This is a genomic window from Pseudomonas helleri (genome assembly GCF_009600315.1).
GTDB classification, from domain to species: domain Bacteria; phylum Pseudomonadota; class Gammaproteobacteria; order Pseudomonadales; family Pseudomonadaceae; genus Aquipseudomonas; species Aquipseudomonas helleri_A.
In genome coordinates this window covers 69,793-96,045 of the sequence record NZ_WIWC01000014.1, presented here as the reverse complement: position 1 = coordinate 96,045, position 26,253 = coordinate 69,793, and the positions used below count along the sequence as shown (strand labels likewise).

22 protein-coding genes and 1 pseudogene are annotated in these 26,253 nt (G+C 55.7%); 17 read left to right on the top strand and 6 right to left on the bottom strand.

What is annotated here, in order from left to right; translation table 11 throughout:
- Nucleotides 1–65 precede the first annotated feature (65 nt).
- Together GHN86_RS11225 and GHN86_RS11220 are read left to right on the top strand one after the other, a co-directional pair.
- On the top strand, nucleotides 66–407 hold the full coding sequence (locus GHN86_RS11225; RefSeq protein WP_153379536.1) for a pentapeptide repeat-containing protein: 342 nt from the start codon (nucleotides 66–68) through the stop codon (nucleotides 405–407).
- Nucleotides 408–657: 250 nt separating this feature from the next.
- Nucleotides 658–930 carry a TfoX/Sxy family protein gene (locus tag GHN86_RS11220; protein WP_153379538.1) on the top strand — a complete coding sequence of 91 codons (273 nt, stop codon included), beginning with the start codon at nucleotides 658–660 and terminating at the stop codon, nucleotides 928–930.
- A gap of 231 nt (nucleotides 931–1,161) precedes the next feature.
- Here the strand turns inward: GHN86_RS11220 and GHN86_RS11215 are convergent.
- From GHN86_RS11215 to GHN86_RS11205, 3 genes and pseudogenes are all read right to left on the bottom strand, one after another.
- Nucleotides 1,162–1,881, bottom strand: a pseudogene (locus tag GHN86_RS11215) (heme ABC transporter ATP-binding protein); the annotation flags it as partial.
- Nucleotides 1,882–1,928: 47 nt separating this feature from the next.
- Nucleotides 1,929–2,912 carry a FecCD family ABC transporter permease gene (locus GHN86_RS11210; protein ID WP_194286235.1) on the bottom strand — a complete coding sequence of 328 codons (984 nt, stop codon included), beginning with the start codon at nucleotides 2,910–2,912 and terminating at the stop codon, nucleotides 1,929–1,931.
- A 50-nt stretch (nucleotides 2,913–2,962) separates the two neighbouring features.
- Entirely contained in the window at nucleotides 2,963–3,838 is an 876-nt protein-coding gene (locus GHN86_RS11205) for a heme/hemin ABC transporter substrate-binding protein (protein WP_153386597.1), read from the bottom strand.
- 164 nt (nucleotides 3,839–4,002) lie between these two features.
- On the opposite strand from GHN86_RS11205, the gene GHN86_RS11200 reads away from it, so the two are divergent.
- Nucleotides 4,003–4,341: a Rieske (2Fe-2S) protein gene (locus GHN86_RS11200; RefSeq protein WP_153386595.1), complete on the top strand. Its 339-nt coding sequence runs from the start codon at nucleotides 4,003–4,005 to the stop codon at nucleotides 4,339–4,341.
- Here GHN86_RS11200 and sfsA read toward each other — a convergent pair.
- Together sfsA and GHN86_RS11190 are read right to left on the bottom strand one after the other, a co-directional pair.
- A complete protein-coding gene (gene sfsA, locus GHN86_RS11195) occupies nucleotides 4,324–5,031 on the bottom strand; it encodes a DNA/RNA nuclease SfsA (RefSeq protein ID WP_153386593.1) in 708 nt (235 codons plus the stop codon). The genes GHN86_RS11200 and sfsA overlap by 18 nt on opposite strands.
- Nucleotides 5,031–6,203 (bottom strand): pyridoxal phosphate-dependent aminotransferase, encoded by a 1,173-nt coding sequence (locus GHN86_RS11190; protein WP_153386591.1) that lies wholly within the window; start codon nucleotides 6,201–6,203, stop codon nucleotides 5,031–5,033. Before GHN86_RS11190 ends, sfsA begins: the two co-directional genes overlap by 1 nt.
- 323 nt (nucleotides 6,204–6,526) lie before the next feature.
- On the opposite strand from GHN86_RS11190, the gene dksA reads away from it, so the two are divergent.
- The 14 genes from dksA to GHN86_RS11120 all read left to right on the top strand — a co-directional run bounded on the left by dksA (nucleotide 6,527) and on the right by GHN86_RS11120 (nucleotide 25,477).
- A complete protein-coding gene (gene dksA, locus GHN86_RS11185) occupies nucleotides 6,527–6,967 on the top strand; it encodes an RNA polymerase-binding protein DksA (RefSeq protein WP_153386589.1) in 441 nt (146 codons plus the stop codon).
- A 171-nt stretch (nucleotides 6,968–7,138) separates the two neighbouring features.
- Nucleotides 7,139–8,026 carry a tRNA glutamyl-Q(34) synthetase GluQRS gene (gene gluQRS / locus GHN86_RS11180; protein WP_153386587.1) on the top strand — a complete coding sequence of 296 codons (888 nt, stop codon included), beginning with the start codon at nucleotides 7,139–7,141 and terminating at the stop codon, nucleotides 8,024–8,026.
- 76 nt (nucleotides 8,027–8,102) lie between these two features.
- Complete coding sequence (locus tag GHN86_RS11175; protein ID WP_003176118.1) at nucleotides 8,103–8,279, top strand: hypothetical protein; 177 nt, start codon at nucleotides 8,103–8,105, stop codon at nucleotides 8,277–8,279.
- Nucleotides 8,263–11,217 (top strand): sensor histidine kinase, encoded by a 2,955-nt coding sequence (locus GHN86_RS11170; protein ID WP_194286233.1) that lies wholly within the window; start codon nucleotides 8,263–8,265, stop codon nucleotides 11,215–11,217. The genes GHN86_RS11175 and GHN86_RS11170 overlap by 17 nt, the downstream gene beginning before the upstream one ends.
- 22 nt (nucleotides 11,218–11,239) lie before the next feature.
- Nucleotides 11,240–12,673 (top strand): sigma-54-dependent transcriptional regulator, encoded by a 1,434-nt coding sequence (locus GHN86_RS11165; RefSeq protein ID WP_153379559.1) that lies wholly within the window; start codon nucleotides 11,240–11,242, stop codon nucleotides 12,671–12,673.
- A 743-nt stretch (nucleotides 12,674–13,416) separates the two neighbouring features.
- Nucleotides 13,417–14,811, top strand: a complete 1,395-nt coding sequence (locus tag GHN86_RS11160) for a polynucleotide adenylyltransferase PcnB (protein ID WP_153386585.1) — start codon at nucleotides 13,417–13,419, stop codon at nucleotides 14,809–14,811.
- 3 nt (nucleotides 14,812–14,814) lie between these two features.
- Nucleotides 14,815–15,297, top strand: coding sequence for a 2-amino-4-hydroxy-6-hydroxymethyldihydropteridine diphosphokinase (gene folK / locus GHN86_RS11155; RefSeq protein WP_153379563.1), 483 nt, complete (start codon nucleotides 14,815–14,817; stop codon nucleotides 15,295–15,297).
- Nucleotides 15,298–15,521: 224 nt separating this feature from the next.
- Nucleotides 15,522–16,322, top strand: coding sequence for a 3-methyl-2-oxobutanoate hydroxymethyltransferase (panB, locus tag GHN86_RS11150; RefSeq protein WP_153386583.1), 801 nt, complete (start codon nucleotides 15,522–15,524; stop codon nucleotides 16,320–16,322).
- Nucleotides 16,319–17,179 (top strand): pantoate--beta-alanine ligase, encoded by an 861-nt coding sequence (panC, locus tag GHN86_RS11145; protein ID WP_153386580.1) that lies wholly within the window; start codon nucleotides 16,319–16,321, stop codon nucleotides 17,177–17,179. Before panB ends, panC begins: the two co-directional genes overlap by 4 nt.
- A gap of 254 nt (nucleotides 17,180–17,433) precedes the next feature.
- Nucleotides 17,434–19,098: a glucose-6-phosphate isomerase gene (gene pgi / locus GHN86_RS11140; RefSeq protein WP_153379569.1), complete on the top strand. Its 1,665-nt coding sequence runs from the start codon at nucleotides 17,434–17,436 to the stop codon at nucleotides 19,096–19,098.
- A 53-nt stretch (nucleotides 19,099–19,151) separates the two neighbouring features.
- Nucleotides 19,152–20,021 carry an oxygenase MpaB family protein gene (locus GHN86_RS11135; RefSeq protein WP_153379571.1) on the top strand — a complete coding sequence of 290 codons (870 nt, stop codon included), beginning with the start codon at nucleotides 19,152–19,154 and terminating at the stop codon, nucleotides 20,019–20,021.
- Nucleotides 20,022–20,100: 79 nt separating this feature from the next.
- Complete coding sequence (locus GHN86_RS11130) at nucleotides 20,101–21,282, top strand: acetyl-CoA C-acetyltransferase (RefSeq protein WP_153386578.1); 1,182 nt, start codon at nucleotides 20,101–20,103, stop codon at nucleotides 21,280–21,282.
- A gap of 135 nt (nucleotides 21,283–21,417) precedes the next feature.
- Entirely contained in the window at nucleotides 21,418–22,431 is a 1,014-nt protein-coding gene (locus GHN86_RS11125) for a class I SAM-dependent rRNA methyltransferase (protein WP_153386576.1), read from the top strand.
- A 109-nt stretch (nucleotides 22,432–22,540) separates the two neighbouring features.
- Nucleotides 22,541–25,477, top strand: a complete 2,937-nt coding sequence (locus tag GHN86_RS11120) for a DUF748 domain-containing protein (protein ID WP_153386574.1) — start codon at nucleotides 22,541–22,543, stop codon at nucleotides 25,475–25,477.
- A gap of 253 nt (nucleotides 25,478–25,730) precedes the next feature.
- On the opposite strand, the gene GHN86_RS11115 is transcribed toward GHN86_RS11120, so the two are convergent.
- On the bottom strand, nucleotides 25,731–26,084 hold the full coding sequence (locus tag GHN86_RS11115) for a BON domain-containing protein (RefSeq protein WP_153379579.1): 354 nt from the start codon (nucleotides 26,082–26,084) through the stop codon (nucleotides 25,731–25,733).
- Nucleotides 26,085–26,253: the final 169 nt, after the last annotated feature.

The window sequence follows — 26,253 nt, the reverse complement described above, 5'->3', positions numbered from 1 at the left end:
GCGATTTAACGGCGCTCTAAAAGCGATACTATAATGCCAGTATTGGCCACGTTGGAGTCTCCCTCATGAGTCACCCCTCATTACTGGCGTCAGCGCTTTACACACTGCTGCATGAAGACAACATCAGCGGGTTTAACCAACAGCGCCCTGATGGGCCAGTCGATATGCGCGGGGGAGATTTTCGAGGACTGGATCTGCGTGAGCTTAATGCGAACGCCATCGATTTTACTGATGGCTATTTCCGCTCAGCCGATCTGCGCGGTCTGGACTTACGCTCTGCCTGCATCGAAGGCGCCAGCCTGGCGCATGCACAAATCTCGGGCACATACTTTCCAGTGGAACTGACAGCCGATGAAATCCTCATGTCTGTTAATTTCGGGACACGTTTGCGCTACCGCACCCGGTAAGACAAATACGACACTTCGCCGCTTAAGCACATTCCGGATGGAAGTGCGTAAGCATGTTCGACGCAAGCCCTCTGCCTTCTACTTCCTTAGCGGGGCGCGACCTGTTATTTAGGTCAAAATTCATCTTATAACCCCACTCGCTTGTTCCAAAAACGACTAATAAGAAGCGTTATTCCTACCTGCCGCTACACTTCAGTAAAAATCGTTTCGCCCCGTAAACGCTGAGCTCACGCCGTCGCAAGGAGAGCTGATGAACGATGAACTTCAGCATTTGAAGAATCTTGGTAAAACGTCAGCGCAATGGCTTCACGCTGTAGGCATTCACAGCGCATCGGACTTGAAACGTCTGGGTGCCGTGGATGCTTACCGGGCGGTCAAGGCTCGAGGCTTCAGAGCCTCCAAGGTTTTACTGTATGCCATTGAGGGCGCATTGCTGGATGTGCACTGGAACGACATCCCCGCCGAGCGCAAAGAAGCGCTCAATCGGCAAGTCGATCATTTATCCACATTGCGAAAAGGCTGAACCAACTGTTTACAAGTTAGTGGAAGAAGCTAAAAACAGTTGTTGACATGGAAATGAGAATTGTTATGATTACGCCATCTGGTCGCGAGACCAGCCGATCTTCTGAAAGGCCCTTGGTTCGGACTCTCAGAAAATCTCCTCATCAGGCTAATCACGGTTATTTGACCCGGCTCTTGCCGGGTCTTTTTTTGCCTGTGACAAGAGCGCCCGCTCATCACTAAAGATTTTGCTTCAGCGCGCAATAATCAGCGGGTGGCCCAACTCAGGGTGCGGTTGTACCAGTACATCCAGTCCGAAGACGGCTTTGAGCAAGTCGGGTTGCAACACTGCCTGTGGGTTACCCAGTGCACAGGGGCGCCCCGCTTCCAGCAGTAACAAGCGATCGCAGTAACGCGCCGCCAGATTCAAGTCATGCAGAATGATCAGCACGGCCGCACCGCGATCAGCGAATGCTCGAATGGCTTTTAACGTCGTATGTTGATGCAAAGGGTCCAGCATGGAGGTTGGCTCATCCAGCAACAACGTTTGACCGCTCTGCCCGGGCCATAATTGCGCTAGCACGCGCGCCAAGTGAACCCGCTGACGTTCGCCACCTGATAACGCCAAATAGCTGCGACCCGCTAAATGCCCAACATCCGCAGTCTCCAGTGCGTCATGGATAATTTGTGCATCGCGCACCCGTCCTGTCTGATGAGGCAAGCGCCCCATACCCACCACCTCCTCCACTCGAAACGCAAAATCCAGCGTCGACGTTTGCGGTAAAACGGCCAATCGCTGTGCACGCTCAGGCCCTTTCCACAGATTCAGAGGTTGATCATCCAGCAACACCAGACCCTCTGTGGGAGCCAGCTCCCCGCACAAGGCCGCCAACAGTGTACTTTTACCCGCGCCGTTGGGTCCCAGCACCCCGAGGACCTCGCCCGCCCGCACCTCAAGGCAGACATCTGCCAACACAATTTTTTCACCGCGTCGGATTTGCAATTTGTCTGTGCGCAGCATCAGTGACGGCCTCGCAGCAGTAAATAGAGAAAAAAGGGCGCGCCCAGGAATGCAGTAACGATACCAATCGGCAATTCCGCCGGCGCTAAAGCCAGTCGTGCAATCAGGTCGGCACACAGCAACAGGGTTGCGCCCGCCAATACAGAAGCAGGCAGCAGCACTCGATGGTCAGGTCCTGCCAGCAGTCGTACCAGATGGGGCACTACCAACCCGATAAAGCTAATCATCCCGGCCGCAGCCACTGCTGCGCCGACCCCAAGTGCCGTACACAACACCAGTTCGCGCTTTAGCCCTTCCACATTGATCCCCAGATGACCAGCTTCGGACTCACCCAACAACAACGCATTCAGCGCCTTGGCGCGGCGCGGCAACCACAAGGCAACACCCGCAGTGACAACCAGCAATGGCCATAACCGCGCATAGCTGGCGCCATTAAGGCTTCCCAGGTTCCAAAATGTCAGCGTGCGCAGTGTCGCATCATCAGCCAGATAGGTGAAAAACCCTACAATAGAGCCCGCAAGCGCGGTTAGTGCGATCCCCGCCAGCAACATCACGCCTACATGGGTCTGACCATTACGACGACCGACGCGATACACCAGTGCGGTGACCGCCAGCCCCCCGACAAACGCACAAAACGACAGTAAGTAAGGGCCTAAAAATTCAGGCAGACCGCCCAGAGCGACGCCTCCTACAATCGCTATGGCCGCACCTAAAGAGGCACCGCTGGACACGCCTACCAAGGCCGGATCTGCCAATGGGTTGCGAAACAGTCCCTGCATGGCCACCCCTGACAGCGCCAGCACGCCGCCAACCGCCAGTCCCAGCAATGTCCGCGGCAAACGGATTTGCCCCAGTATCAACTCGGCCTGTTCCAACCCTTGGCCATGAATGGGCACTCCCATCAAACGCAGTGCCGCACGCAACGTATCAAATAAAGGCAAACTCACCGGCCCTAATGCCAGTGACAACCAAATGGTCAGCAAACACAGAGCACCCAACCCAATAAATAGCGAGCGAGGCTTAACCAATGTTCTCATGGGCTTGCCGGCGCCTTGGGATAAAACTCACCAGTCAACTGCTTCAAACTGCCCGGAAGGCGCGGACCTAACCCCCCGACCAGCAACGTGGGATCAAGCTCATAAATACGCCCTTCCTTGGCGGCCTTAAGCGACGCCAGAATCGGGTTTTCTTTCATCAATGCCTTTCTCGCGGGTTCGCCTGTGAGTGCGCGATCAGCAAACACCAGCACCTCAGGGTTCAGCCCTACCAGCGCCTCAACAGAAAACGGCTTATAGCCCGAATGCGTCGCCAAGTTGTGCCCACCGGCTTGGGTCAACAACCAGTCCGCTGCAGTGTCCTTGCCCGCGATCATCGGTTTACCGCCCGCATGGCCCAACAGCAACAGCACCCCGGGCGCGTCCTGATCGGCCTGAGCTAACTTGACCTGCTGCTGATGCAATTGCAGTTGCTGTTGGTAATCCGTAAACAGTTGTGCGGCGTGCGCCTCATCACCCAGCAGACGCCCTAAATGGGTGAGTGTCGCCTCAAGGCTTGCCAGATCAGGCTGAGCCGAGAACATCTCAACGGGAACCCCAGCTCCACGAATCTGCTCCAACACCGGCGGCGGCCCCATTTCATCCGTGCCTATCAAGACATCGGGTCTCAAGCTCAAGATGCCCTCTGCCGAAAGCTGGCGCTGGTAACCCACACTGGGTAGAGACTTCAGTGATTCAGGATGTTGGCTGGTAGTATCGACGCCAACCAATTTAGACTCCGCACCCAACGCACTGACCCACTCCGATAGTGCACCTCCTACACTGACCCAGCGTTGCGGTAAATCGTTAGCCAAACTCGCATGACTGATCACAAGGCCAGTACAAAGGGCAATCAGGTGGGTACTCAAGCGCATACAGAGATGATCCTTGATAAAGAGGGCACAACGGGCAAGGGGCGTGTCAGGCAACCAAACAGAACCTCGCAGAGCGAAGCGCTATTTGATAATTGTTTGCATTTGCACGTCAACCTATTAACCCGCCCCAATGTTAGCCACGGGTAAATTCATAGGGGACTGCAATGATTTTTTTATGCCTTTCAGAAGCACTGCGTGAAGGCACTGCCCGAGGTTTTGAACACAATGGCGTGCGCGTGCTGGCAGTGCGGCGCGAGGGGCAGGTGTATGTTTACAAAAATCGCTGCCCGCATCGTGGTGTTCCACTGGAGTGGCAACCGGATCAGTTTCTCGATCCCAGCGCCAGCTTGATCCAGTGCGCGACTCATGCCGCTTTATTTTTGATTGAGACCGGCGAGTGCGTTGCCGGCCCTTGCGCCGGGCAGTCTCTAACTGCCCTTGAATGCCGCGAGGATACACAAGGCATATGGGTTATAGACCCAGTTTCAGAGGAGAACGTCTAAGCGGCGATCAACCACAATTGCTTCCGGCGTCAAGCTGACCCCATACGCCAACACCTCTACTCCAGAGGCAATAGCCTCTCGCAGTGCGGCTGCATAGCCAGGGTCTATTTCTTCGGCCGGGCGTACTGCGTCGATACCGGTAAGATTGACGCAGTACAATTGCACCGCTCGCACACCTTGCCGGGCCAAACTGGCCAGTTCCCGCAAGTGCTTGGCGCCGCGCTGCGTTACGGCATCCGGGAATGCGGCTATGCGCGAGTTATCGAACCCTAGCGTCACGCTTTTTACCTCGACATAGGCAAAACCTTGCGGATACTCCAGGCGAAAATCAATCCGGCTATTTTCTTGCCCATAGGAAACTTCGCGCTTAAGTGCCGTAAACCCCTTAAGTTCGGTGATAACACCCGCCAGTAACGCCTCCTCAATCAAGCGATTGGCACGCCCGGTGTTGACGCAAGCAAGCCTTCCTTGTGGTGTTTCGCTGATTTCCCAGGTACCTGGAAGCTTGCGTTTAGGATCATTAGAGCGGCTGAACCAGACCTGCCCGCCTTCGACCATGCAATTGAACATCGACCCCGTATTAGGGCAATGAATGGTCATCAACTCGCCTTCAACTGTCTCGATATCCGCCAAAAATCGTTTATAACGTTTAAGCAAGCGACCCTCTTCCAAACCGGGAGAAAAGTGCATCAGCCCCTCCAGCTTTTCAAGCCACGGGCGATCCGCTCAACCGCTTCCTGAAGACGGTCCAGATTTTGCGTATATGCAAAACGTACGTGATGCCCAGATTGATAGCGCCCAAAATCCAGCCCCGGCGTAATGGCTACATGCTCTGTTTCAAGGAAATGCCGGCAAAAAGCAAACGCATCTCCGCCAAACGCGCTGATATCGGCATAGAGATAAAATGCCCCTTCAGGCTCTACCGCAATGCCAAAACCCAACTCGCGCAACGCGGGTAACAGAAAGTCGCGCCGACGACCGAACTCGGCCCTGCGCGCTTCAAGAATGGTCAATGTCTGCGGTTCAAAGCAGGCCAGCGCCGCGTACTGCGCCATGCTTGGCGCACTGATGTAGAGGTTTTGTGCGAGCTTTTCCAGATCAGCTACCGCCTCAGGTGGTGCGACCAGCCAGCCCAGCCTCCAGCCAGTCATGCCGAAATACTTGGAGAAGCTGTTGAGTACAAACGCGCTGTCATCCACCTCAAGCACGCTTGTAGCGTCACAACCGTACGTCAAGCCGTGATAGATCTCATCCACCACCAAATGCCCGTTACGAGCCTTGATAGCAGCCGATAACGAAGACAGCTCTTCAAGATTTAAAACAGTGCCGGTCGGGTTGGCCGGTGATGCGACCAATGCCCCTACACTGTCTTGATCCCAATAACGCTCGACCAGATCAGCCGTGAGTTGATAGCGCACATCAGGCCCTACCGGAACGAGCTGTGCGGCACCCTCAACAAGCCTCAGAAAATGCCTGTTACACGGGTAGCCGGGATCCGCCAGAAGCCAGTGCTTTCCCGGATCGACCAGCAGACTACTGGCTAAAAGTAGAGCCCCGGAACCACCCGGCGTGATCAGAATTCGCGACGCATCGATGTTCAAACCATAACGCTGGTGATAAAACCCCGAAATGGCTTCACGCAACTCTGGCAGGCCACGCGCTGCTGTATAGCGGGTTTTACCTGCCGCCAAAGCGGCCTGCCCGGCAGCAATGATGGGCTCAGCGGTGGTGAAGTCAGGCTCGCCTATTTCGAGGTGAATCACATCGTGCCCCGCCGCTTGCAACTCGTTGGCGCGGGCCAATAATGCCATGACATGGAACGGTTCGATTGCGCGACTGCGCGCACTGTAAGACTGAGCCATGAGCCTGCCTTTGTGGGTAAGCAAAAGCCGGATTCTACCCAAGCACTGTCACAAGAGAGAGTGAATTAGAGTCTTACACTGCACATGAGTAGAACCAAACGGCGCAAGCATTGGTCACAGCTCGACTAAAATTATTTATTCAGCCACTAATCTCAAGCATCACAGGCTCCAGACACAACCACTGGCGATAGCCCAGACAACAGGGAGTAGCGCGGCCCGATTTGATCTGGTAAGTTCGCCCGCTTGCAGCCGCAGGGCCGGCAGGTGTCGGTGATGTTGCAATCCTGCGCAATGGATTAGAAGAATGAGAGGCGGTCCATTTCATGTCCACACAAGCTAAGCAACAGAATAGTCAACTCAGCGGTTTCGAACCGTACGTTGAAACCAAGGGTGAAGAGTACATGAGCGAGCGCATGCGCAAGCACTTCACCACGATTCTGCAAAAGTGGAAACAGGACTTGATGCAGGAAGTTGACCGCACCGTTGATCACATGAAAGACGAAGCGGCGAACTTTCCTGACCCGGCCGACCGCGCTAGCCAGGAAGAGGAATTCAGCCTGGAACTGCGTGCCCGCGATCGCGAGCGCAAGCTGATCAAGAAAATCGACAAGACGCTGCAATTGATCGAAGACGAAGAATATGGCTGGTGTGAATCCTGCGGCGTCGAAATCGGCATTCGTCGACTTGAGGCCCGCCCTACTGCCGACATGTGCGTAGACTGCAAAACCTTGGCTGAAATCAAGGAAAAACAAGTCGGCAAGTAATCGTCGGCTTGACCAGATGGGGCGTGCGAACGCCCCATTTTTGTTTCTGAAATTTGGTTGCAGCACTCCGTAGCCGCTGCCGCAGGCTGCGATCAGGACCGAAGAGCCTTCAAAACAACTGGGCACAGCATCCCCATCGCAGCCTTCGGCAGCGGCTACAGGACTCTTGTCATGACCACCCCCTCTTACACCGGGCGCTTTGCCCCAACACCCAGTGGCCATTTGCACTTTGGCTCATTGGTTGCTGCCCTCGCCTCTTACCTTGATGCCCGATCGGTCGGTGGCCGCTGGTTGCTGCGAATGGAAGATCTGGACCCCCCGCGGGAAATGCCCGGCGCTCAAGCCGCCATCCTCAATGCATTGGAGCGGTACGGCTTCGAGTGGGACGGTGAACTGATCCGTCAAAGCGAACGCCACGAGGCGTATGCCCAAGTGCTTGATCGGTTGTTTAGCCAAGGGCTGGCCTATGCCTGCACCTGTTCGCGCAAACAACTTGAGGGCTATAACGGCATCTATCCCGGTTTTTGCCGCAACGCCGGGCACTCGATGGAGAACGCCGCTATTCGCTTACGCGTGCCCGAACTGGAATACGGGTTCAAAGACAGGGTTCAAGGCGAGTTTCGCCAGCACCTGGGCCGCGAAGTGGGTGACTTTGTGATTCGGCGCCGCGATGGGCTTTATGCCTACCAGTTGGCTGTGGTCCTTGACGATGCCTGGCAGGGCGTGACTGACATCGTGCGCGGGGCCGACTTACTGGACTCAACCCCGCGCCAGCTTTACCTGCAAGAACTGCTGGGATTATCACAGCCGCGCTACTTGCATGTGCCGCTGATCGTGCAACCCGATGGCCACAAGCTCGGCAAATCGTACCGCTCGCCGCCTCTGACGGTCGATCAAGCCACACCGCTGCTGCTTCGTGCCTTGCGCGCACTCGGTCAGAACACAGAGGACAGTCTTGAGCACGCCAGCCCGCGTGAAGTCCTCGATTGGGGCATCAAGCACTGGAATGCCGACTTGATCCCGCGCACGCTCACATTGGCTGAAGCACAATTACGCTGACACCTGTTGCAGGTTGTCAGCCATCCGTTACCATCGCCGCACGTTTCGAACATGCGGCCAGTAAAAGAGAGGGAGGATGTATATCTATAGATTGGTCCTGCTGCTGGTTGTGGGGATCTACCTGTTTTCCCCCGCCATCATGGATTGGTGGATCGATGCGACGGGTGCTTGGTACAGGCCTTATCTGCTTTGGCTGATTCTGATCGTTGTGACCTTTATTTTGCAGAGCCAAAAAGATGCCGATGAGCTTTAGCCTCACCCAGATGATTCTCATCAGCGCCGCCTACCTGGCGGTTCTGTTTGGCGTGGCCTGGATCAGTGAGCGCGGCATGATTCCGCGGTCAATCATTCGTCACCCGCTGACCTACACGTTGTCTCTGGGGGTGTACGCCAGCGCATGGGCTTTTTACGGCACGGTGGGGCTGGCTTACGAATATGGCTACGGCTTCCTCTCGAGCTACCTCGGCGTCTCCGGAGCATTTCTTCTGGCGCCCGTGCTTTTGTACCCCATTCTCAAAATCACCCGCACCTATCAGCTTTCATCACTGGCCGACCTTTTTGCCTTCCGCTTTCGCAGCACCTGGGCCGGGGCACTGACCACGATATTCATGTTGATTGGCGTCCTTCCACTACTGGCCCTGCAAATTCAGGCCGTCGCTGACTCCATCAGCATCCTCACCCGTGAGCCTGTGCAACACCGCGTGGCACTCAGCTTTTGCGCATTGATCACACTGTTCACGATTTTCTTCGGTTCAAGGCACATCGCCACTCGGGAAAAGCATGAAGGTCTGGTGTTTGCCATCGCCTTTGAGTCCGTGATCAAACTTATCGCAATCGGTGGCGTGGGCCTCTATGCGCTGTATGGCGTCTTCGATGGCCCGCAACAGCTCGAAGTGTGGTTACTGCAAAACCAGACAGCCCTCGCCGCCCTGCACACTCCGCTGCAAGAAGGGCCGTGGCGCACCTTGCTGTTAGTGTTTTTTGCATCGGCCATCGTGATGCCGCATATGTATCACATGACGTTCACTGAAAACCTCAATCCGCGCGGGCTGGTCAGCGCCAGTTGGGGCTTGCCGCTGTTCCTGCTACTGATGAGCCTGGCCGTGCCGCTGATTCTATGGGCAGGGCTCAAGCTGGGCGCCACCACCAATCCCGAATACTTCACCCTGGGCGTCGGTATAGCCGCCAACAGCAAGCCCCTGGCATTACTGGCTTATGTCGGCGGGCTGTCAGCTTCAAGCGGGCTGATCATCGTCACCACGCTGGCACTGTCAGGCATGGCACTGAACCATCTGGTTTTGCCGCTCTACCAGCCACCTGCCGAAGGCAATATCTACCGCTGGCTGAAATGGACCCGCCGCGCGCTGATTGTGGCCATCATCATGGCCGGCTACGGCTTTTACCTGCTGATGGGCGCTGAGCAGGATCTAGCCAACCTCGGCATTGTCGCGTTTGTCGCCACCTTGCAATTCCTGCCGGGGGTACTGTCGGTGCTGTACTGGCCAACGGCGAATCGACGCGGCTTTATTGCCGGGTTGCTGGCCGGGATTCTGGTGTGGATGGCCAGCATGCTGTTCCCACTGATCGGCAATTTTCAGGGCTTTTACATCCCGTGGTTGAACATGATCTACGTGCTGGACGATACCAGTTGGCACATGGCAGCCATCGCCTCACTCGCCGCAAACGTATTGATGTTTACGCTGATATCTCTGTTTACCAACGCCAGCCCCGAAGAGGCCAGCGCCGCCGAAGCCTGTGCAGTGGATAACGTTCGACGCCCGCAACGACGCGAATTACACGCCGCATCGCCACAAGAGTTTGCCACTCAACTCGCCAAACCTTTGGGGGCAAAAGCGGCGCAAAAAGAAGTCGAACAGGCCTTGCGAGACTTGTTTCTGCCCTTCGACGAGCGTCGCCCTTATGCATTGCGTCGCCTGCGCGACCGTATCGAAGCCAACCTTTCGGGCTTGATGGGGCCAAGCGTTGCTCAGGACATGGTTGAAACCTTCTTGCCTTACAAATCGAGCGGCGAAAGCTACGTCACTGAAGATATTCACTTCATCGAAAGTCGGCTCGAAGACTACCACTCTCGCCTGACCGGGCTGGCCGCTGAACTGGACGCCCTGCGCCGTTACCACCGGCAAACGCTGCAAGAGTTGCCGATGGGGGTGTGTTCGCTGGCCAAAGACCAGGAAATCCTGATGTGGAACAAAGCCATGGAGGAATTGACCGGCATTCCTGCACAGCGAGTGGTGGGTTCGCGCATGAGCACTCTGGGCAACCCGTGGCGAGAACTGCTGCAAGGGTTTATCGACTTGCCCGACGAGCACTTGCACAAGCAACACTTGGCGCTCGACGGTCAAACCCGCTGGCTGAACTTGCACAAGGCCGCCATCGACGAGCCGTTGGCACCGGGTAATAGCGGTTTGGTGTTACTGGTTGAAGACTTGACCGAGACTCAAATGCTCGAAGACAAACTGGTGCACTCCGAGCGCTTGGCCAGTATCGGCCGACTGGCGGCGGGGGTTGCGCATGAAATCGGCAACCCGGTCACGGGCATTGCCTGCCTGGCGCAAAACCTGCGCGAAGAGCGCGAAGACGATGAAGAGCTGACCGAAATCAGCAGCCAGATTCTTGAACAGACCAAGCGCATTTCGCGCATTGTGCAGTCCTTGATGAGCTTCGCCCACGCCGGTAGCCACCAACACAATGACGAACCCGTCTGTCTGGCTGAAGTGGCGCAGGACGCGATTGGCTTGCTGGCGTTGAACCGGCGCAATTTTGAAGTGCAGTTTTATAACCTGTGCGATCCCGACCACTGGGTCGAGGGCGACCCTCAGCGATTAGCGCAAGTGTTGATCAACCTGCTGTCGAACGCCCGGGATGCCTCGCCCGCTGGCAGTGCCGTCCGGGTTAAGAGTGAAGCCGGCGAACACACCATTGATCTGATCGTTGAAGACGAAGGCACTGGTATCCCGAAGAACATCATGGACCGATTATTCGAGCCGTTTTTCACCACCAAGGACCCCGGCGAAGGCACCGGTCTGGGCCTTGCACTGGTCTATTCCATCGTTGAAGAGCATTATGGACAAATCACCATCGACAGCCCGGCTGACATTCAAAGCCAACGCGGAACCCGTATTCGGGTCACACTGCCGCGTCATGTCGAAGCGACGTCCGCTGTGAACTGAGACCGTCGAGAGAACTGAATCAATGCCGCATATTTTGATCGTCGAAGATGAAACCATCATCCGCTCCGCACTGCGCCGCTTGCTGGAGCGCAACCAGTACCAGGTCAGCGAAGCGGGCTCGGTACAGGAAGCGCAAGAGCGTTTCAGTATTCCCTCGTTCGACTTGATTGTCAGCGATCTGCGATTACCCGGTGCGCCCGGTACAGAACTGATCAAACTTGGCCAAGGCAAGCCCGTGTTGATCATGACCAGCTATGCCAGCCTGCGTTCTGCCGTGGACTCCATGAAAATGGGCGCGGTGGATTACATCGCCAAGCCGTTTGACCACGACGAAATGCTGCAAGCCGTGGCACGCATCCTTCGAGATCGCCAAAGCGCTCAAAGCACGCCCGTCGAGCGCCCTGCCAAAGCCGGTAGCACAGACAAAAATACGGTGGATAACAGCAACGGTGAAATCGGCATCATCGGCTCCTGCCCGCCAATGCTGGACATGTACAACAAGATACGCAAAGTAGCGCCTACCGACTCCAATGTGCTGATTCAAGGCGAGTCGGGAACGGGTAAAGAGTTGGTAGCCCGTGCGTTGCACAACCTGTCGCGGCGCGCCAAAGCGCCGATGATTTCGGTCAACTGCGCGGCAATCCCCGAGTCCCTGATTGAATCAGAACTGTTCGGCCATGAGAAAGGCGCATTTACCGGCGCCAGCGCAGGTCGTGCCGGCCTCGTTGAAGCGGCCGATGGCGGCACATTGTTCCTCGACGAAATTGGCGAATTGCCGCTTGAGGCCCAGGCGCGTTTGTTGCGGGTGCTGCAAGAAGGTGAAATTCGTCGCGTAGGTTCGGTGCAATCACAAAAAGTGGATGTGCGCCTGATCGCGGCAACTCACCGCGATCTCAAGAGCCTGGCCAAGGTGGGTCAGTTCCGCGAAGACCTTTTCTACCGATTGCACGTCATCGCTCTGAAACTCCCCCCCTTGCGCGAACGCGGTTCAGACGTCATTGAAATTGCCCACGCCTTCCTCGCACGCCAAAGCGCGCGAGTAGGCCGTACCGACCTTAAGTTCGCCCCGGATGCAGAACGCGCCATTAGCCATTATTCGTGGCCCGGTAACGTTCGAGAGCTGGAGAACGCCATTGAGCGCGCGGTTATTTTGTGCGAAAACCCGGAAATCTCGGCCGACTTGCTGGGGATCGACATTGAGCTGGGCGACCTGCAAGACGATGACTTCATCGGTTTGGGCCCGCAGCACAGCATCAGCAGCGGTAACACCAGCCACGACCCCGCCGAAGACCTCTCTCTTGAAGACTACTTCCAGCACTTTGTGCTTGAACATCAAGACCACATGACTGAGACCGAACTGGCACGCAAACTGGGTGTGAGCCGTAAATGCCTGTGGGAGCGCCGTCAGCGGCTGGGCATTCCGCGTAGAAAAACCGGGGTTACCAGCGAAGGGTAACGCTCCAGGTAACACACAGATGTGTGAAAAAACTGTTACCGCACCTTAAAGACGTAACAAAAGCCGGGGCTTACGGTAACGAAGCTCCGGCTTTTTTTGGCCCAAGAAAAGACCAAACCCCGGAAAACCCCTTATTTTGCTGGTCCGTGCAAAAGTTGGCACGCACCCTGCTATATGTATTCGTACAAGAACAATAAGAATCACAGCAGCACACAATAAAAATAAGACGTATCGGCTCACGCATAACAAGAACAACACGGCGGAGGCGCAGCTAACTGATTGTTTTGGAGAGGCGTTGTTATTGGGGCTTGCCCCGCAGCCAGACAGAGAAGAACAAAAACTGCACTTAAAGCAGAACCTGAACTGGTTGGATCATTGATCACAGCAACACAGCGACCAAAGCAATCCGTTTGCTCTTATCTCCCGATTGGGAGGGTTACACAGGCAAAACCTTTGTAACCAGGGCACTTAACAAAAACAAAAAGCCCGCAACCAATAATAAAAATAGAGCATGCAACTACTTCTGGGGGAGCTTCGGCTCCTCTTGTAGTTTCTGACATTTAATAAATTCCCCCTGCCCTTCTACCTCGCGCTTCTTGCAGCTTTTTCTGTTTGCCGGTGACCGCTTCATCCGCAAGAACAGCTCAGCTTCCTACACCATCCCCTGACTAAATGCTAGAATCCCCGCCCATCATGCGGTCATTCTTCGTTTTGGCCGAACATTCCTTCAAACAGTGCATCCCATGCTGAAGAAGCTGTTCCAGTCACTCCGTACTCCCAAGCGTCGCACGCAACAACTGCGCAGCACCCCTGAAGTGCTCAATAGCAGCCAGCATTCGCTGCAACGCGCCCAGTTCAGCCGGTACGCGGTCAATATTGTTGAACGCCTGCAAAACGCCGGTTATCAGGCCTATTTGGTCGGCGGCTGCGTACGCGACATGCTGCTCAATATCACGCCTAAAGACTTCGACGTCGCCACCAGTGCAACGCCTGAGCAAGTGCGTGCCGAGTTTCGCAACGCGCGAATCATCGGCCGCCGTTTCAAACTGGTCCATATCCACTTTGGTCGCGAAATCATTGAAGTCGCGACATTCCGCGCCAATCATCCGCAAAACGACGAAGAGGAAGACAGCAATCAATCCTCGCGTAACGAAAGCGGGCGCATTTTGCGCGACAACGTGTACGGCACCCTGGAAGAAGACGCCCAGCGCCGTGACTTCACGATCAATGCCCTGTACTACGACCCGGTCAGTGAGCGCATCCTCGATTACGCCAACGGCGTACACGACATTCGCAATCACTTGCTACGGCTGATTGGCGATCCGCAACAGCGTTACCAGGAAGATCCGGTTCGCATGCTGCGAGCCGTGCGCTTTGCCGCCAAGCTCAACTTCGGCATCGAAAAGCACACGGCTGCGCCGATCCGTGAACTGGCACCTATGCTGCGCGAGATCCCTTCCGCACGTTTGTTCGAAGAAGTCCTCAAGCTGTTCCTCTCAGGTAACGCTTCTGACACCTTTGAAATGCTGGTCGACCTTGAGTTGTTCGATCCTTTGTTCCCGGCAAGCGCCGAAGCCTTGGAGAACAACCCGACGTACACCCACACCTTGATCAGCGAAGCCTTGCGTAACACCGACCTGCGGATCAAACAGGGCAAACCTGTTACCCCGGCATTCCTGTTTGCCGCACTGTTGTGGCCTGCCTTGCCGGCTCGCGTTCTACGCTTGCAAGACCAGGGCATGCCGCCTATTCCGGCCATGCAAGAAGCCGCGCACGAGCTGATCAGCGAACAATGCCAGCGCATCGCTATTCCCAAACGCTTCACGATGCCCATTCGCGAAATCTGGGACATGCAGGAACGGTTGCCACGGCGCAGTGGCAAACGTGCCGATATGCTTCTCGACAACCCGCGCTTCCGCGCCGGTTATGATTTCCTGCTGCTGCGCGAGAGCGCGGGAGAGCAGACTAACGGCCTTGGCGAATGGTGGACTGACTACCAGGATGCGAACGAAAGCGGACGCCGCGAAATGATTCGCGACCTGAGCAATGCCAAAGACGAAGGTGTTGGCCCAGCCCCCCGCAAACGCCGCCGTACCGGGGCAAACAAGCGTAAACGCAGCGCAGCCGCAGACGAGTAAATGATGGAACGCACCTACATTGGAATGGGCAGTAATCTGGCTGACCCCGCTGAGCAACTACGCAGTGCTGTCGAAGCGCTGGCACAGTTGCCTGACTCCCGCCTGGTGGGTGTATCTGCGTTCTATCAGAGTGATTCGCTGCTGGCGGGCCAGCCCCGCTATACCAATGCCGTAGCGGCCCTTGATACGGCAATGCCTCCTTTACAACTGCTCGATGCGCTGCAAGCCATAGAGTTGGGCCAGGGACGGGAACGGCATGAACGCTGGGGACCTCGCACACTGGATCTCGATATCCTGCTGTTCGGTGATCGACTGATCGACGAACCCCGCCTCAAGGTTCCGCACTACCATATGCAGGCCCGGCCTTTCGTGCTCTATCCACTGGCAGAAGTGGCACCCGCGTCACTGACGCTGGCCGATGGTCGCACCCTTGCTCAGCTCTTGAGCGACTGCCCATTTGTCGGGCTGGAACGTCTGTGCTCTTAAGCTGAATCGAATCAATAACGCCGGTAACACTGACCCGGTAACACCTGTAATTGACTTCCAGTGTGCTCGTCACGACTATAGGCATCCCGCTGCCGTCCAATGGACGGCGCAATGTGAAAAGCAGGCATCACAAGTACCCCTTAGAAGCGGTGCTCCTGCTTATACGATGAATCACACGCGTTACTCGCAGTGATTGTCACACTGCCTGACGAGGATCCTTTTTCATGCCGGCTATCACCCTCACCACCCTGCAAAGCCTTAAGCAAAAAGGTGAAAAAATCACCATGCTGACGTGCTATGACGCCACCTTTTCGCACGCTTGTAATCAAGCAGGTGTGGAAGTGCTACTGGTCGGCGACTCCTTGGGCATGGTTCTGCAAGGGCATGACAGCACACTGCCAGTTACCACCGCCGATATGGCGTACCACGTCGCGTGCGTCAAACGCGGCAATGAAGACGCGATGATTCTTGCCGACCTGCCCTTCATGGCCAATGCCACCCTTGAGCAAACCCTGAACAACAGCGCCAAGCTGATGCAAGCCGGGGCGCACATGGTCAAGGTCGAGGGTGCGGTCTGGCTTTCAGAGTCCATTCGCTTACTGACCGAACGCGGCATCCCTGTCTGCGCGCACATGGGCCTGACCCCGCAAACCGTCAATGTCCTGGGCGGTTATAAAGTGCAAGGCCGCAACGAAGCACAAGCCCGCCAGATGCGGGCCGATGCCATTGCACTGGAGCAAGCGGGCGCGGCCATGCTGCTGCTTGAGTGCGTGCCGAGCGAACTGGCCAAGGAAATTACACACGCGGTCAACATACCGGTGATCGGCATTGGCGCCGGCAGCGACACCGACGGTCAGGTTCTGGTGCTGCACGACATGCTCGGCTTGTCCCTGACCGGGCGCGCTCCCAAGTTCGTGAAAAACTTCATGGCAGGTCAACCCGATATTCAATCAGCACTCAGCGCTTATGTGACTGAAGTCAAAGCTGTCACCTTTCCTGGCACTGAACACGGATTCTCTGCATGAACACTGTTAAAACCGTTCGCGAATTGCGCGCGGCTGTCGCTCGCGCACGCAACGAAGGCAAGCAAATTGGCCTTGTTCCAACAATGGGCAACCTGCACAGCGGCCACGCGGCCTTAGTCACAACAGCCGCGCAACAGGCTGACTTCGTGGTGGCGAGCATCTTTGTTAACCCGCTGCAGTTTGGCGCCAACGAAGACCTCGACACCTATCCGCGCACCCTGGCCGCCGATCAGGAAAAACTCCTGCAAGCGGGTTGCCATTTGCTGTTTGCACCCACCGTTGAAGAAATGTACCCCAATGGCATGAACGGGCTGACCCGTGTGACTGCGGCACAACTCAGTAATGAGCTATGCGGTAGCCGTCGCCCTGGGCATTTCGACGGAGTGACTACGGTCGTCAGCAAGTTGTTCAATATGGTTCAGCCCGATCTGGCGATCTTCGGGCAAAAGGACTACCAGCAACTGGCAGTTATTCGCGCCATGGTTCAAGAACTGAACATGCCCGTGCAGATCATCAGCGAACCCACGGTACGGGCCGAAGACGGTTTGGCCCTGTCGTCTCGCAATGGCTATTTAAGCGAAGAGCAACGGGCTATTGCACCTGCGTTGTATCAACACTTGAAAGCAATGAGCGAAGCCATTCGTGCCGGCGAGCGAGACTACCCAAAATTGGTCAGCCAGCACTTGGAACACCTTCAAGCGCTCGGCTTTCGCCCGGACTACCTCGAAGTCCGTCACGCGCTGACTCTTCTTCCTGCACAGCCATCAGATCGTGACGTGGTGATTCTGATTGCTGCGTTTCTAGGCAACACCCGCTTGATCGATAACGTTCATCTCAATCTCGACAGCGGGCTTTAACACCGCGACTGAAAACAGAGGCCGACTAACCGGCACTCACACTGAAACGTTTCACCTTGCGTGACACCGCGGTGACAAAAGTTACCGCGAAGTGTCAGACAAAACCGAGACAGAAGTAGGTACTAGGTTTACTGTTGTCGCCCGGCTTGTAATCAAGCGTAGAAACAGACTCACCGAACACCTCACCCCTACGTGAAGGTTTCGGCGTTTTCAGTGTCCAAAAGGCAGTTCAAGCAAAAAGGATATTCGCAGCGATGGCGTACTACCGCACTCCTCATGACGTTACCGCTCTGCCCGCTTGGCAAGCGTTAAAACTCCACCGTGCAGACATGCAGCATTTCAGCATGCGCGATGCGTTCAACAGCAACCCCAAGCGTTTTGAAGACTTCACGCTGAGCAGCTGCGGGTTGTTTCTGGACTACTCGAAAAACCTGATTACCGATGAAACCCGCGATTTGCTGGTTGATCTGGCTAATGAGGTTGATCTTAAAGGGGCGATCAAATCGCTGTTTGAAGGCGAGATCGTTAACGCCTCCGAAGGTCGCCCGGCCTTGCACACCGCACTGCGCCGCCCTGTGGCCGACAAACTGTCGGTGAACGGCGTCAATATCATGCCCCAGGTGCATAAAGTCCTGAACCAGATGACCGAGCTGGTCGGGCGGATTCACGATGGCCTATGGCGCGGTTACACCGAAAAACCTATCACTGACATCGTCAACATCGGCATTGGCGGCTCATTCCTGGGCCCTGAGCTGGTGTCCGAAGCCCTGCTGTCTTACGCTCAAAAAGGCGTGCGCTGCCACTATCTGGCGAACATCGACGGCAGTGAGTTTCATGAACTGACTGCAAAACTTCGCGCCGAAACAACACTGTTTATCGTTTCGTCGAAGTCATTCAATACCCTCGAAACCTTGAAGAACGCTCAGGCTGCGCGCGCTTGGTATCTGGCGCAAGGTGGCTCTGAAGCCGAGCTGCATCGCCACTTTATCGCCGTATCGAGCAATAACGCAGCAGCGGTAGCCTTTGGTATTCGTGAAGAAAATATCTTCCCGATGTGGGATTGGGTCGGCGGTCGCTATTCGCTGTGGTCGGCGATTGGTTTGCCGATTGCACTGGCCATTGGCATGTCCAACTTCAAGGAGCTGCTGTCCGGCGCCTACAGCATGGACCAGCACTTCCAGAACGCTCCGTTCGAGCAAAACATGCCGGTATTGATGGCCTTGCTCGGCGTTTGGTATGGCAACTTCTGGGGTGCGCAAAGTCACGCCATCCTGCCGTACGATCACTACCTGCGTAACATCACCAAGCACCTGCAGCAGTTGGACATGGAATCCAACGGCAAGAGTGTGCGTCAGGACGGCACTCCGGTGTCGACCGACACAGGTCCGGTGATCTGGGGCGGCGTAGGTTGCAACGGCCAGCATGCGTATCACCAGTTGTTGCATCAAGGTACGCAGCTGATCCCGGCTGACTTTATCGTGCCGATTGTCAGTTTCAACCCGGTGTCCGACCATCATCAATGGCTGTATGCCAACTGCCTGTCGCAAAGCCAGGCACTGATGTTGGGCAAAACCCGCGAAGAAGCCGAAGCCGAGCTGCGCGACAAGGGCATGCTCGAAGAAGACATTCAAAAACTCGCGCCGCACAAGGTGATCCCGGGCAACCGCCCGAGCAACACCCTTGTAGTTGAACGCATCAGCCCGCGTCGCCTGGGCGCACTGGTGGCTTTGTACGAGCACAAAGTCTTCGTGCAAAGCGTGATCTGGGGCATCAACGCCTTTGATCAGTGGGGCGTTGAGCTAGGCAAGGAACTCGGCAAAGGCGTCTACAACCGCCTCACTGGCAGCCAGGAAGAACCTGCTGACGATGCCTCGACCCAAGGTCTGATCAACTACTTCCGCGGTCGTCATCGCGGTTGATTGATACCCGGCCAGTCTCAGTTCACGAGACTGGCCGGGACAACCGAGGCCTCATGGAACTCATCCGTCGCCCCATCGAACGCCAAATCATGAGCCTGACCGGCCTTTCGCTCGGCCAGCTCGATCTTGAAAATCCCAAAGGCGACCCCGGCCTGTTTGGCCCGGACTCCATCAGTTGGCAAGTGCATGGTGACTTCACCAGCATGCTGATTGGCGGCATCAGTGCTTTGATGCTGCAAGCCTTGCACCCACTGGCATTGGCCGGGGTGTGGGACCACTCCAATTTTCGTCAGGACATGCTGGGCCGGCTACGCCGTACCGGACAGTTTATTTCTGGCACAACCTTTGGCTCCACACAGGATGCCGACTGGCTGATCAACAAAGTACGGACTATTCACGAGCAGGTCACAGGAACAGGACTTGATGGCAAACCCTATGCGGCCAGCGATCCACACTTACTGACTTGGGTGCATGTGGCCGAAGTCAGCAACTTCCTCGCGGCTCATCTCAGGTATCGCAATCCGCATTTATCGAGCGCCGATCAAGATCGCTATTACGACGAAATAGCGTTGGTTGCTGAGCGCCTGGGCGCTACCGACGTGCCACGCTCTCGCCAGCAAATAGCGCAATACCTCAACGATATCCGTCCACAACTGCTGTGCGACGATCGCAGCCACGAAGTTATTCGCCTGCTGCTGAACGCACCCTCTCCAAGCCTTTTAGCCAAACCGTTTGGCGCACTGATGATGCAAGCCGGGATTGATCTGCTGCCAGACTGGGCCAGTGACCAATTAGGGCTGTATCAGCGCCCGCTCACTCGCACACTGGTACGGGCCGGTGTTAAAAGCACCGCACCGATACTGCGCTGGGCTGTACGCAATGGTTCAGTACAGCGTGCACGGCGGCGCATGGGACTTGACTAAAACCCGACCCTCGCCAATTTATGCCACCATACGTGCCTGATTCCGATGCTACACACCAATAACAATGAGGATTCGCGCAATGCAAGACGTCGTAATAGTTGCCGCCACCCGTACCGCCGTCGGCAGCTTTCAGGGCTCGCTGGCCCATGTTCCTGCTGTAGATCTGGGAGCAGCCGTCATTCGCCAGCTACTGGAACAAACCGGGCTGGACGGCGCTCAGGTTGATGAAGTGATCATGGGCCAAGTACTCACCGCCGGTGCCGGTCAAAACCCTGCGCGTCAGGCGGCAATCAAGGCCGGCCTGCCTTTCGCCGTACCGGCAATGACCCTGAACAAAGTCTGCGGCTCTGGCTTGAAAGCCTTGCACCTCGCGGCACAAGCCATCCGCTGTGGCGATGCCGACGTCATCATTGCTGGCGGCCAGGAAAACATGAGCCTGTCCAACTACATCGTCCCCGGTGCCCGCACGGGTCTGCGCATGGGCCACAGTCAAATCGTCGACACCATGATCAGCGACGGACTGTGGGACGCATTCAATGACTACCACATGGGTATCACCGCTGAGAACCTTGTGGATAAGTTCGGTATCAGCCGCCAGGAACAGGATGCATTTGCCGCCCAGTCCCAACAAAAAGCCATTGCGGCCATCGAAACCGGCCGCTTTGTCGATGAAATCACGCCGATTGTGATCCCTCAACGCAAAGGCGACCCCGTGTCGTTCGCGACCGATGAACAGCCACGCGCAGGCACGACGGCTGAATCGTTGGCCAAGCTGAAACCGGCCTTCAAAAAAGACGGTTCTGTTACCGCCGGCAACGCGTCCTCGCTCAACGATGGTGCGGCTGCCGTGCTGTTGATGAGTGCGACCAAAGCCAAGGCTCTGGGCTTGCCGGTGCTGGCTAAAGTCGCTGCATACGCCAACGCTGGCGTCGACCCGGCCATCATGGGCATCGGCCCTGTAGATGCTACTCGCAGGTGTCTGGCCAAGGCTGGCTGGAGCCTTGAACAGCTTGACCTGATCGAGGCCAACGAAGCGTTCGCCGCTCAGGCGCTGTCGGTCGGCAAAGAGCTTAATTGGGACGCGAATAAGGTCAACGTCAATGGCGGGGCCATTGCGATTGGCCACCCGATTGGTGCATCTGGGTGTCGTATTCTGGTGACCCTGGTTCACGAAATGATCAAGCGCGATGCCAAAAAAGGCTTAGCGACCTTGTGCATCGGCGGCGGCCAAGGTGTAGCAATGGCCATCGAACGCGATTAGATAAATCCCCTGTAGTTGCTGCCACAGGCTGCGAAGCTTTCCATTTGCACGGTTCTGCGACAGCGACTACAAAAGCCCGTTTAGACTCTGTTCTGTTAAACTGCCGCGCCTTATCTATCCCCCAAGGCGCATCGCATGTCTTCCTTGAATCAGGCGCTGCGCGCCGCCCTCGATAACCGTCACGATCTGCTGGCCGAACTGCATGCCCAGGGCACCGACTGCTATCGCCTGTTCCACGGCAGCCAGGAAGGCGCCGGGGGCCTGACCATCGACCGATACGGTCCGCAACTGCTGGTGCAAAGCTTTCATCAACGCCTTGAGCGCGATGACTTGTTGCAGTTGCATGACGCGATCAATCGTCATCTGGGACTCGATTTGTTGCTGGTATACAACGATCGCTCCCAAGGCAACTCGCGTATTGACCGTGAAGACACTGTTTATTGCGCCGATGATGCAGCGCTGCAAGACATGGTGGGGCACGAATGGGGTCTTAACTATCGCGTACGCGGGCGCCATGCAGGTCAAGATCCTCTGCTGTTCCTTGACCTGCGCAACGCACGCGGCTGGGTCAAACAACACAGCACCGGTAAAAGCGTACTTAACCTGTTTGCCTATACCTGCGGCGTTGGCCTGAGCGCCGCGGCCGGAGGCGCCAATGAAGTGTGCAATCTCGACTTTGCCGAGGGCAACCTTGCCGTGGGCCGTGAAAACGGTCTATTGAACCCTGAATTGAAAAAAATGAAGTTCGTGCAGTCCGATTACTTTGCCGCCATCCGCCAATTGGCAGGATTGCCCATCGTTCAGCGTCGTCACAAATTGCCCGCCTACCCACGGCTTGAGCAACGTGAATACGATCTTGTATTGCTCGATCCGCCTGCGTGGGCCAAGAGTGCGTTCGGCACTGTCGATCTTTTGCGCGATTATCAAAGCTTGCTTAAGCCCGCAGTCTTGACCACTGCGGCGGATGGCGTACTGATCTGCTGCAACAACCTGGCTAAAGTCAGCATGGATGATTGGCGTGAACAGGTACTGCGCTGCGCCGAGAAAGCCGGTCGCCCGGTTCGTGATTGGCAGGTGCTCAGCCCAGCGGCAGACTTTCCGTCATTGGATCATCAACCTCCATTAAAAACGCTGATTCTTCAGTTCTAAAACGTACAAACAAACTGCGCAAATCCTACGCATCACATGGCGTCCGTCTCGGAACCAGAAACGCGTGCCATACTCAAAGGCACTCTGACTGAAATAGACGACACCCCACATGCTCAAAGGATTGATCCGCACCCTTGTTGTTTTGTTGACGGCGATTGCCATCTATAGCCTGCTGGGCTTTTTGATTTTGCCCGGCATTGGCCTGCGCATCATCAATCAGCAGTTGGCCAATTACGCCACCGTACCCGCCAAACTCGATCGACTGGAGTTCAACCCGTTTACGCTGGAGTTGACCTTGTGGGGGTTTGGCGTCGGCGCGCCGGGTAAGGAGCAGGTGGGATTTGACCGGTTTTATGCCAACCTGCAAACAGACAGCCTGTGGACAAAAGCGTTGCACCTCGCTGATGTGCAACTGGACAAGCCAAAGACTGAAGTGCTGTTTAACAAAGACGGCACCCTGAACCTGACCCAACTGTTCAAATTGCCGGCCAGCGAACCGACACCCGCCAACCCTGACAGCAAACCTTTCCCGCTGCGCATTGACGCCATCAAACTGGCTGACGGCTACCTCCATTTCATCGATATGCGTCCTAGCGAGCCCATCGAATTTCTCTACGACTCGATGAATCTTGAGCTAAAAAATCTCAGCACCTTGCCCGAAGACAATGCCGACATGACCTTGGTGGCTAACGGCCCAGAAGGTGGTCGCATCGATTGGAGCGGCACGCTGAGCGTGGTGCCGATTGCCTCAATGGGCACACTCAAAGTGACCGACGGCAAGATGAAAGTCTGGTGGCCCTATGTGCGTGATGCGTTGCCTCTGGTACTGGAAGATGGCGTACTGAATTTCAGCACGGATTACACGCTGAACCTGGCTAAAGACACACAAATGGTCCTCAATAACGCGACCGCCAGTATTGCCCCCTTCAACATAAATGCTCCAGACGGACGTCCGCTGGCCAGGCTCGAACGGCTGGATGTCAGCGACACCACCGTAGACTTGGCCAAGCAACACGTCGTGGTCGGCAAGATCAACAGCAAAAATCTGGAAACGTGGGTCACTCGGGAAAAGGATGGCCAGCTCGACTGGCAGAAATTGTTTGCCAGTCATCCGTCCAAAGCTTCCAGAGCGGCGCACAAAGGCGTTGAACCGGTCACCGTCGAACCCCCTAAACCTGCTCCGGTAGCCCCGAGCAAGCCTTGGCAAGTGCTGCTTAAAGAGGTGCAACTACGCGACTATCGCGTTCATCTCGCCGATAACGAACCCAAAACACCCGTAGCTCTGGATATTGGGCCGATCAATGTTGATGTGAACAATTTCGACAGCCTTAACCAGTCGCCCTTCACCGTCAAACTCGATGCAGGCATAGGCAAACAAGGCAAGCTGACAGCCAGCGGTGACGTGAACCTCAACCCGGTGAGCGCTAAACTCAAGGTCACCACCCAAGACATCGACCTGCGTATCGCGCAAGCGTACATCGACCCATTTATTCGCCTCGAATTGCGAAGCGGTATGCTCGACAGCGATCTGACGGTTGACCTCAACAATATCGACCCTCTGGCCTTTACCGTCGACGGACGCGTACAGATCGACCAGTTGCACACACTCGATACCCTCAAGAATCGTGACTTTCTGAAATGGCAGCGCCTCAATCTGGAGGGGCTGAAGTACAAGCATGAAGACAGCCTGTCGATTGCCAGTGTCAAATTTGCGCAGCCATATGTGCGCTTTATGATCAACGATGACCGCACCACCAATATTGATGATCTGCTGATCCCCCAGCCAGCAACGAGTAGCAGCACCAAAACAACTGCCCAAACCACCAGCAATAAAAGCAAGCCTCTGGGCATTCACATCGGGGGTATTGCAATCAATGACGGCTCAGCCAACTTTGCCGACTTCAGCCTGACCCCCAATTTTGCTACGGCGATTCAACAACTCAATGGTCAGATTGGCACTATCGATAGCCGACAGGCCAAACCTGCCAGCGTGAATGTCGCCGGTAAGGTCGATCGCTATGCGCCCGTTACTATCAAAGGCAGCGTGAATCCATTCAATCCATTGGCCAGCCTTGATATTGCCACCAGCTTCAAACGGGTTGAGCTGACAACGTTGACCCCTTACTCGGGTAAGTTCGCCGGTTACCGCATCCGTAAGGGCCGTCTGAATCTGGACGTGCATTACTTGATTACCAAAGGGCAACTCAAAGCCCAGAACAAGCTGGTCGTGGAGCAATTGCAACTGGGTGAAAAGGTAGATAGTCCGGATGCCGTGGACCTGCCGATCAAACTGGCCATTGCTCTGCTTAAAGACACGAACGGCACGATCTCCATAGACCTGCCACTTACGGGTGACTTGAATAACCCGCAATTCAGCGTGATGCCTATCGTCTGGCAAACACTGCGCAATCTCGTACTGCGTGCTGTGCAGGCTCCGTTCAAGTTTATTGGCGGACTTATTAATGGCGGCGGTTCAGAAGACTTGGGCACCGTGTCCTTCGGTCCCGGGTCCAGCGAGCTGAGTGCAGATGCACAAAAAGCCCTCAATACGCTGGCCGAAGCCCTGAAAAAACGCCCTGCCCTGCGCCTGGAGATTGAAGGGACAGCAGCTCAAAGCAGCGATGGCCCACTGATTGCGAAAGACCGGCTTGAGCGCGAATACCAATACACCTATTACAAAATTCTTCAGCGCCGCGGTGAGAAAGTTCCCGCACAAGCCTCTCTGCTGGAAGTCCCGGATGACGAAAAAGCCCCACTGCTCGAAGGTATCTACCGCGCGCGCATGAAGCAGCAACCGCCTGCTGAATGGGCAGATCTGAGTCGTGAAGAGCGTGCCGCGAAAATGCGTGATGCTTTGATCGATTTCTGGAGCAAAAGCGAAATATTGCTACGGCAACTGGGGCAAGACCGAGCCAGCAGCATCAAGGACTACCTGGTAGATAAAGGCGGATTGGCAGATGACCGCGTGTACTTTATCGATGCCTCGCTGGGTGAGGCCGAGAGTGATGGGCGGGTGATTACACCGCTGCATCTGGACAGTGAGTAACCCCACTCAGTGCAGTTGCTGCCACACACTGTAATGAGGGGGATAAGCGCCCCTCTGAAGGCAACCTCATCGAAGCCTTCAGCAGCGATAATTCAACTAGCAACCCCCACACATAGAACAGCCCCCGACGCAGAACGTCGGGGGCTGTAATGACCACATCCGTGTGGTCGTCGCATGAACCTGATATGAAAGCCGCAGGCGTACTGCTTAAATCACCTGCTACGGCTTCCTCTGGCTCTACGAGTCAGAACTCTTACTCAGCTTTCAGGCCATCAGCCGAGACGGCTTTAACGCCCTTGATTTTCTTGGCAATTGCGACCGCGATTTCCTTCTGCGCATCAGTGATAGCTACAGTGGACGACAGGGAGACAACACCTTTGTTGGTTTCGACTTTAATGTCGCTACCTGGAATGCCTTTTTCGGTCAGCAGATCAGATTTTACTTTGGTGGTGATCCAAGTGTCAGAAGTAGCTTCCTTGGCTTTATCAACTTCGCCTGCAGCCACGGTCATTGGGGCTTGGGTGGTTGCTTGAGCAGCAAATGCAGCGTTGGCCATGGTCAGGGTCAGAGCGGTGGCAGTTGCAGCAGCGATAGCAAACTTCTTCATACGAGTAACTCCTGTCTTCTTTAGAATCTGCGCTGACTTGCAGCAGCAGGGTTATCAGTACTATTGCAGGGCACGTGCCAACTTTAAAAAAACAATAAACCCCATATAGATCAAAGACTTACATATTTCTATTTTTTTGTGAGTCGTGCAATTTGCAAGGCTCCGCTCA

Coding starts and splice junctions, on each gene's coding strand:
- GHN86_RS11225 (WP_153379536.1), top strand. CDS start 66: ATGAGTCACCCCTCATTACTGGCGTCAGCGCTTTACACACTGCTGCAT.
- GHN86_RS11220 (WP_153379538.1), top strand. CDS start 658: ATGAACGATGAACTTCAGCATTTGAAGAATCTTGGTAAAACGTCAGCG.
- GHN86_RS11205 (WP_153386597.1), bottom strand. CDS start 3,838: ATGCGCTTGAGTACCCACCTGATTGCCCTTTGTACTGGCCTTGTGATC.
- GHN86_RS11200 (WP_153386595.1), top strand. CDS start 4,003: ATGATTTTTTTATGCCTTTCAGAAGCACTGCGTGAAGGCACTGCCCGA.
- sfsA (WP_153386593.1), bottom strand. CDS start 5,031: ATGCACTTTTCTCCCGGTTTGGAAGAGGGTCGCTTGCTTAAACGTTAT.
- GHN86_RS11190 (WP_153386591.1), bottom strand. CDS start 6,203: ATGGCTCAGTCTTACAGTGCGCGCAGTCGCGCAATCGAACCGTTCCAT.
- dksA (WP_153386589.1), top strand. CDS start 6,527: ATGTCCACACAAGCTAAGCAACAGAATAGTCAACTCAGCGGTTTCGAA.
- gluQRS (WP_153386587.1), top strand. CDS start 7,139: ATGACCACCCCCTCTTACACCGGGCGCTTTGCCCCAACACCCAGTGGC.
- GHN86_RS11175 (WP_003176118.1), top strand. CDS start 8,103: ATGTATATCTATAGATTGGTCCTGCTGCTGGTTGTGGGGATCTACCTG.
- GHN86_RS11170 (WP_194286233.1), top strand. CDS start 8,263: ATGCCGATGAGCTTTAGCCTCACCCAGATGATTCTCATCAGCGCCGCC.
- GHN86_RS11165 (WP_153379559.1), top strand. CDS start 11,240: ATGCCGCATATTTTGATCGTCGAAGATGAAACCATCATCCGCTCCGCA.
- GHN86_RS11160 (WP_153386585.1), top strand. CDS start 13,417: ATGCTGAAGAAGCTGTTCCAGTCACTCCGTACTCCCAAGCGTCGCACG.
- folK (WP_153379563.1), top strand. CDS start 14,815: ATGGAACGCACCTACATTGGAATGGGCAGTAATCTGGCTGACCCCGCT.
- panB (WP_153386583.1), top strand. CDS start 15,522: ATGCCGGCTATCACCCTCACCACCCTGCAAAGCCTTAAGCAAAAAGGT.
- panC (WP_153386580.1), top strand. CDS start 16,319: ATGAACACTGTTAAAACCGTTCGCGAATTGCGCGCGGCTGTCGCTCGC.
- pgi (WP_153379569.1), top strand. CDS start 17,434: ATGGCGTACTACCGCACTCCTCATGACGTTACCGCTCTGCCCGCTTGG.
- GHN86_RS11135 (WP_153379571.1), top strand. CDS start 19,152: ATGGAACTCATCCGTCGCCCCATCGAACGCCAAATCATGAGCCTGACC.
- GHN86_RS11130 (WP_153386578.1), top strand. CDS start 20,101: ATGCAAGACGTCGTAATAGTTGCCGCCACCCGTACCGCCGTCGGCAGC.
- GHN86_RS11125 (WP_153386576.1), top strand. CDS start 21,418: ATGTCTTCCTTGAATCAGGCGCTGCGCGCCGCCCTCGATAACCGTCAC.
- GHN86_RS11120 (WP_153386574.1), top strand. CDS start 22,541: ATGCTCAAAGGATTGATCCGCACCCTTGTTGTTTTGTTGACGGCGATT.
- GHN86_RS11115 (WP_153379579.1), bottom strand. CDS start 26,084: ATGAAGAAGTTTGCTATCGCTGCTGCAACTGCCACCGCTCTGACCCTG.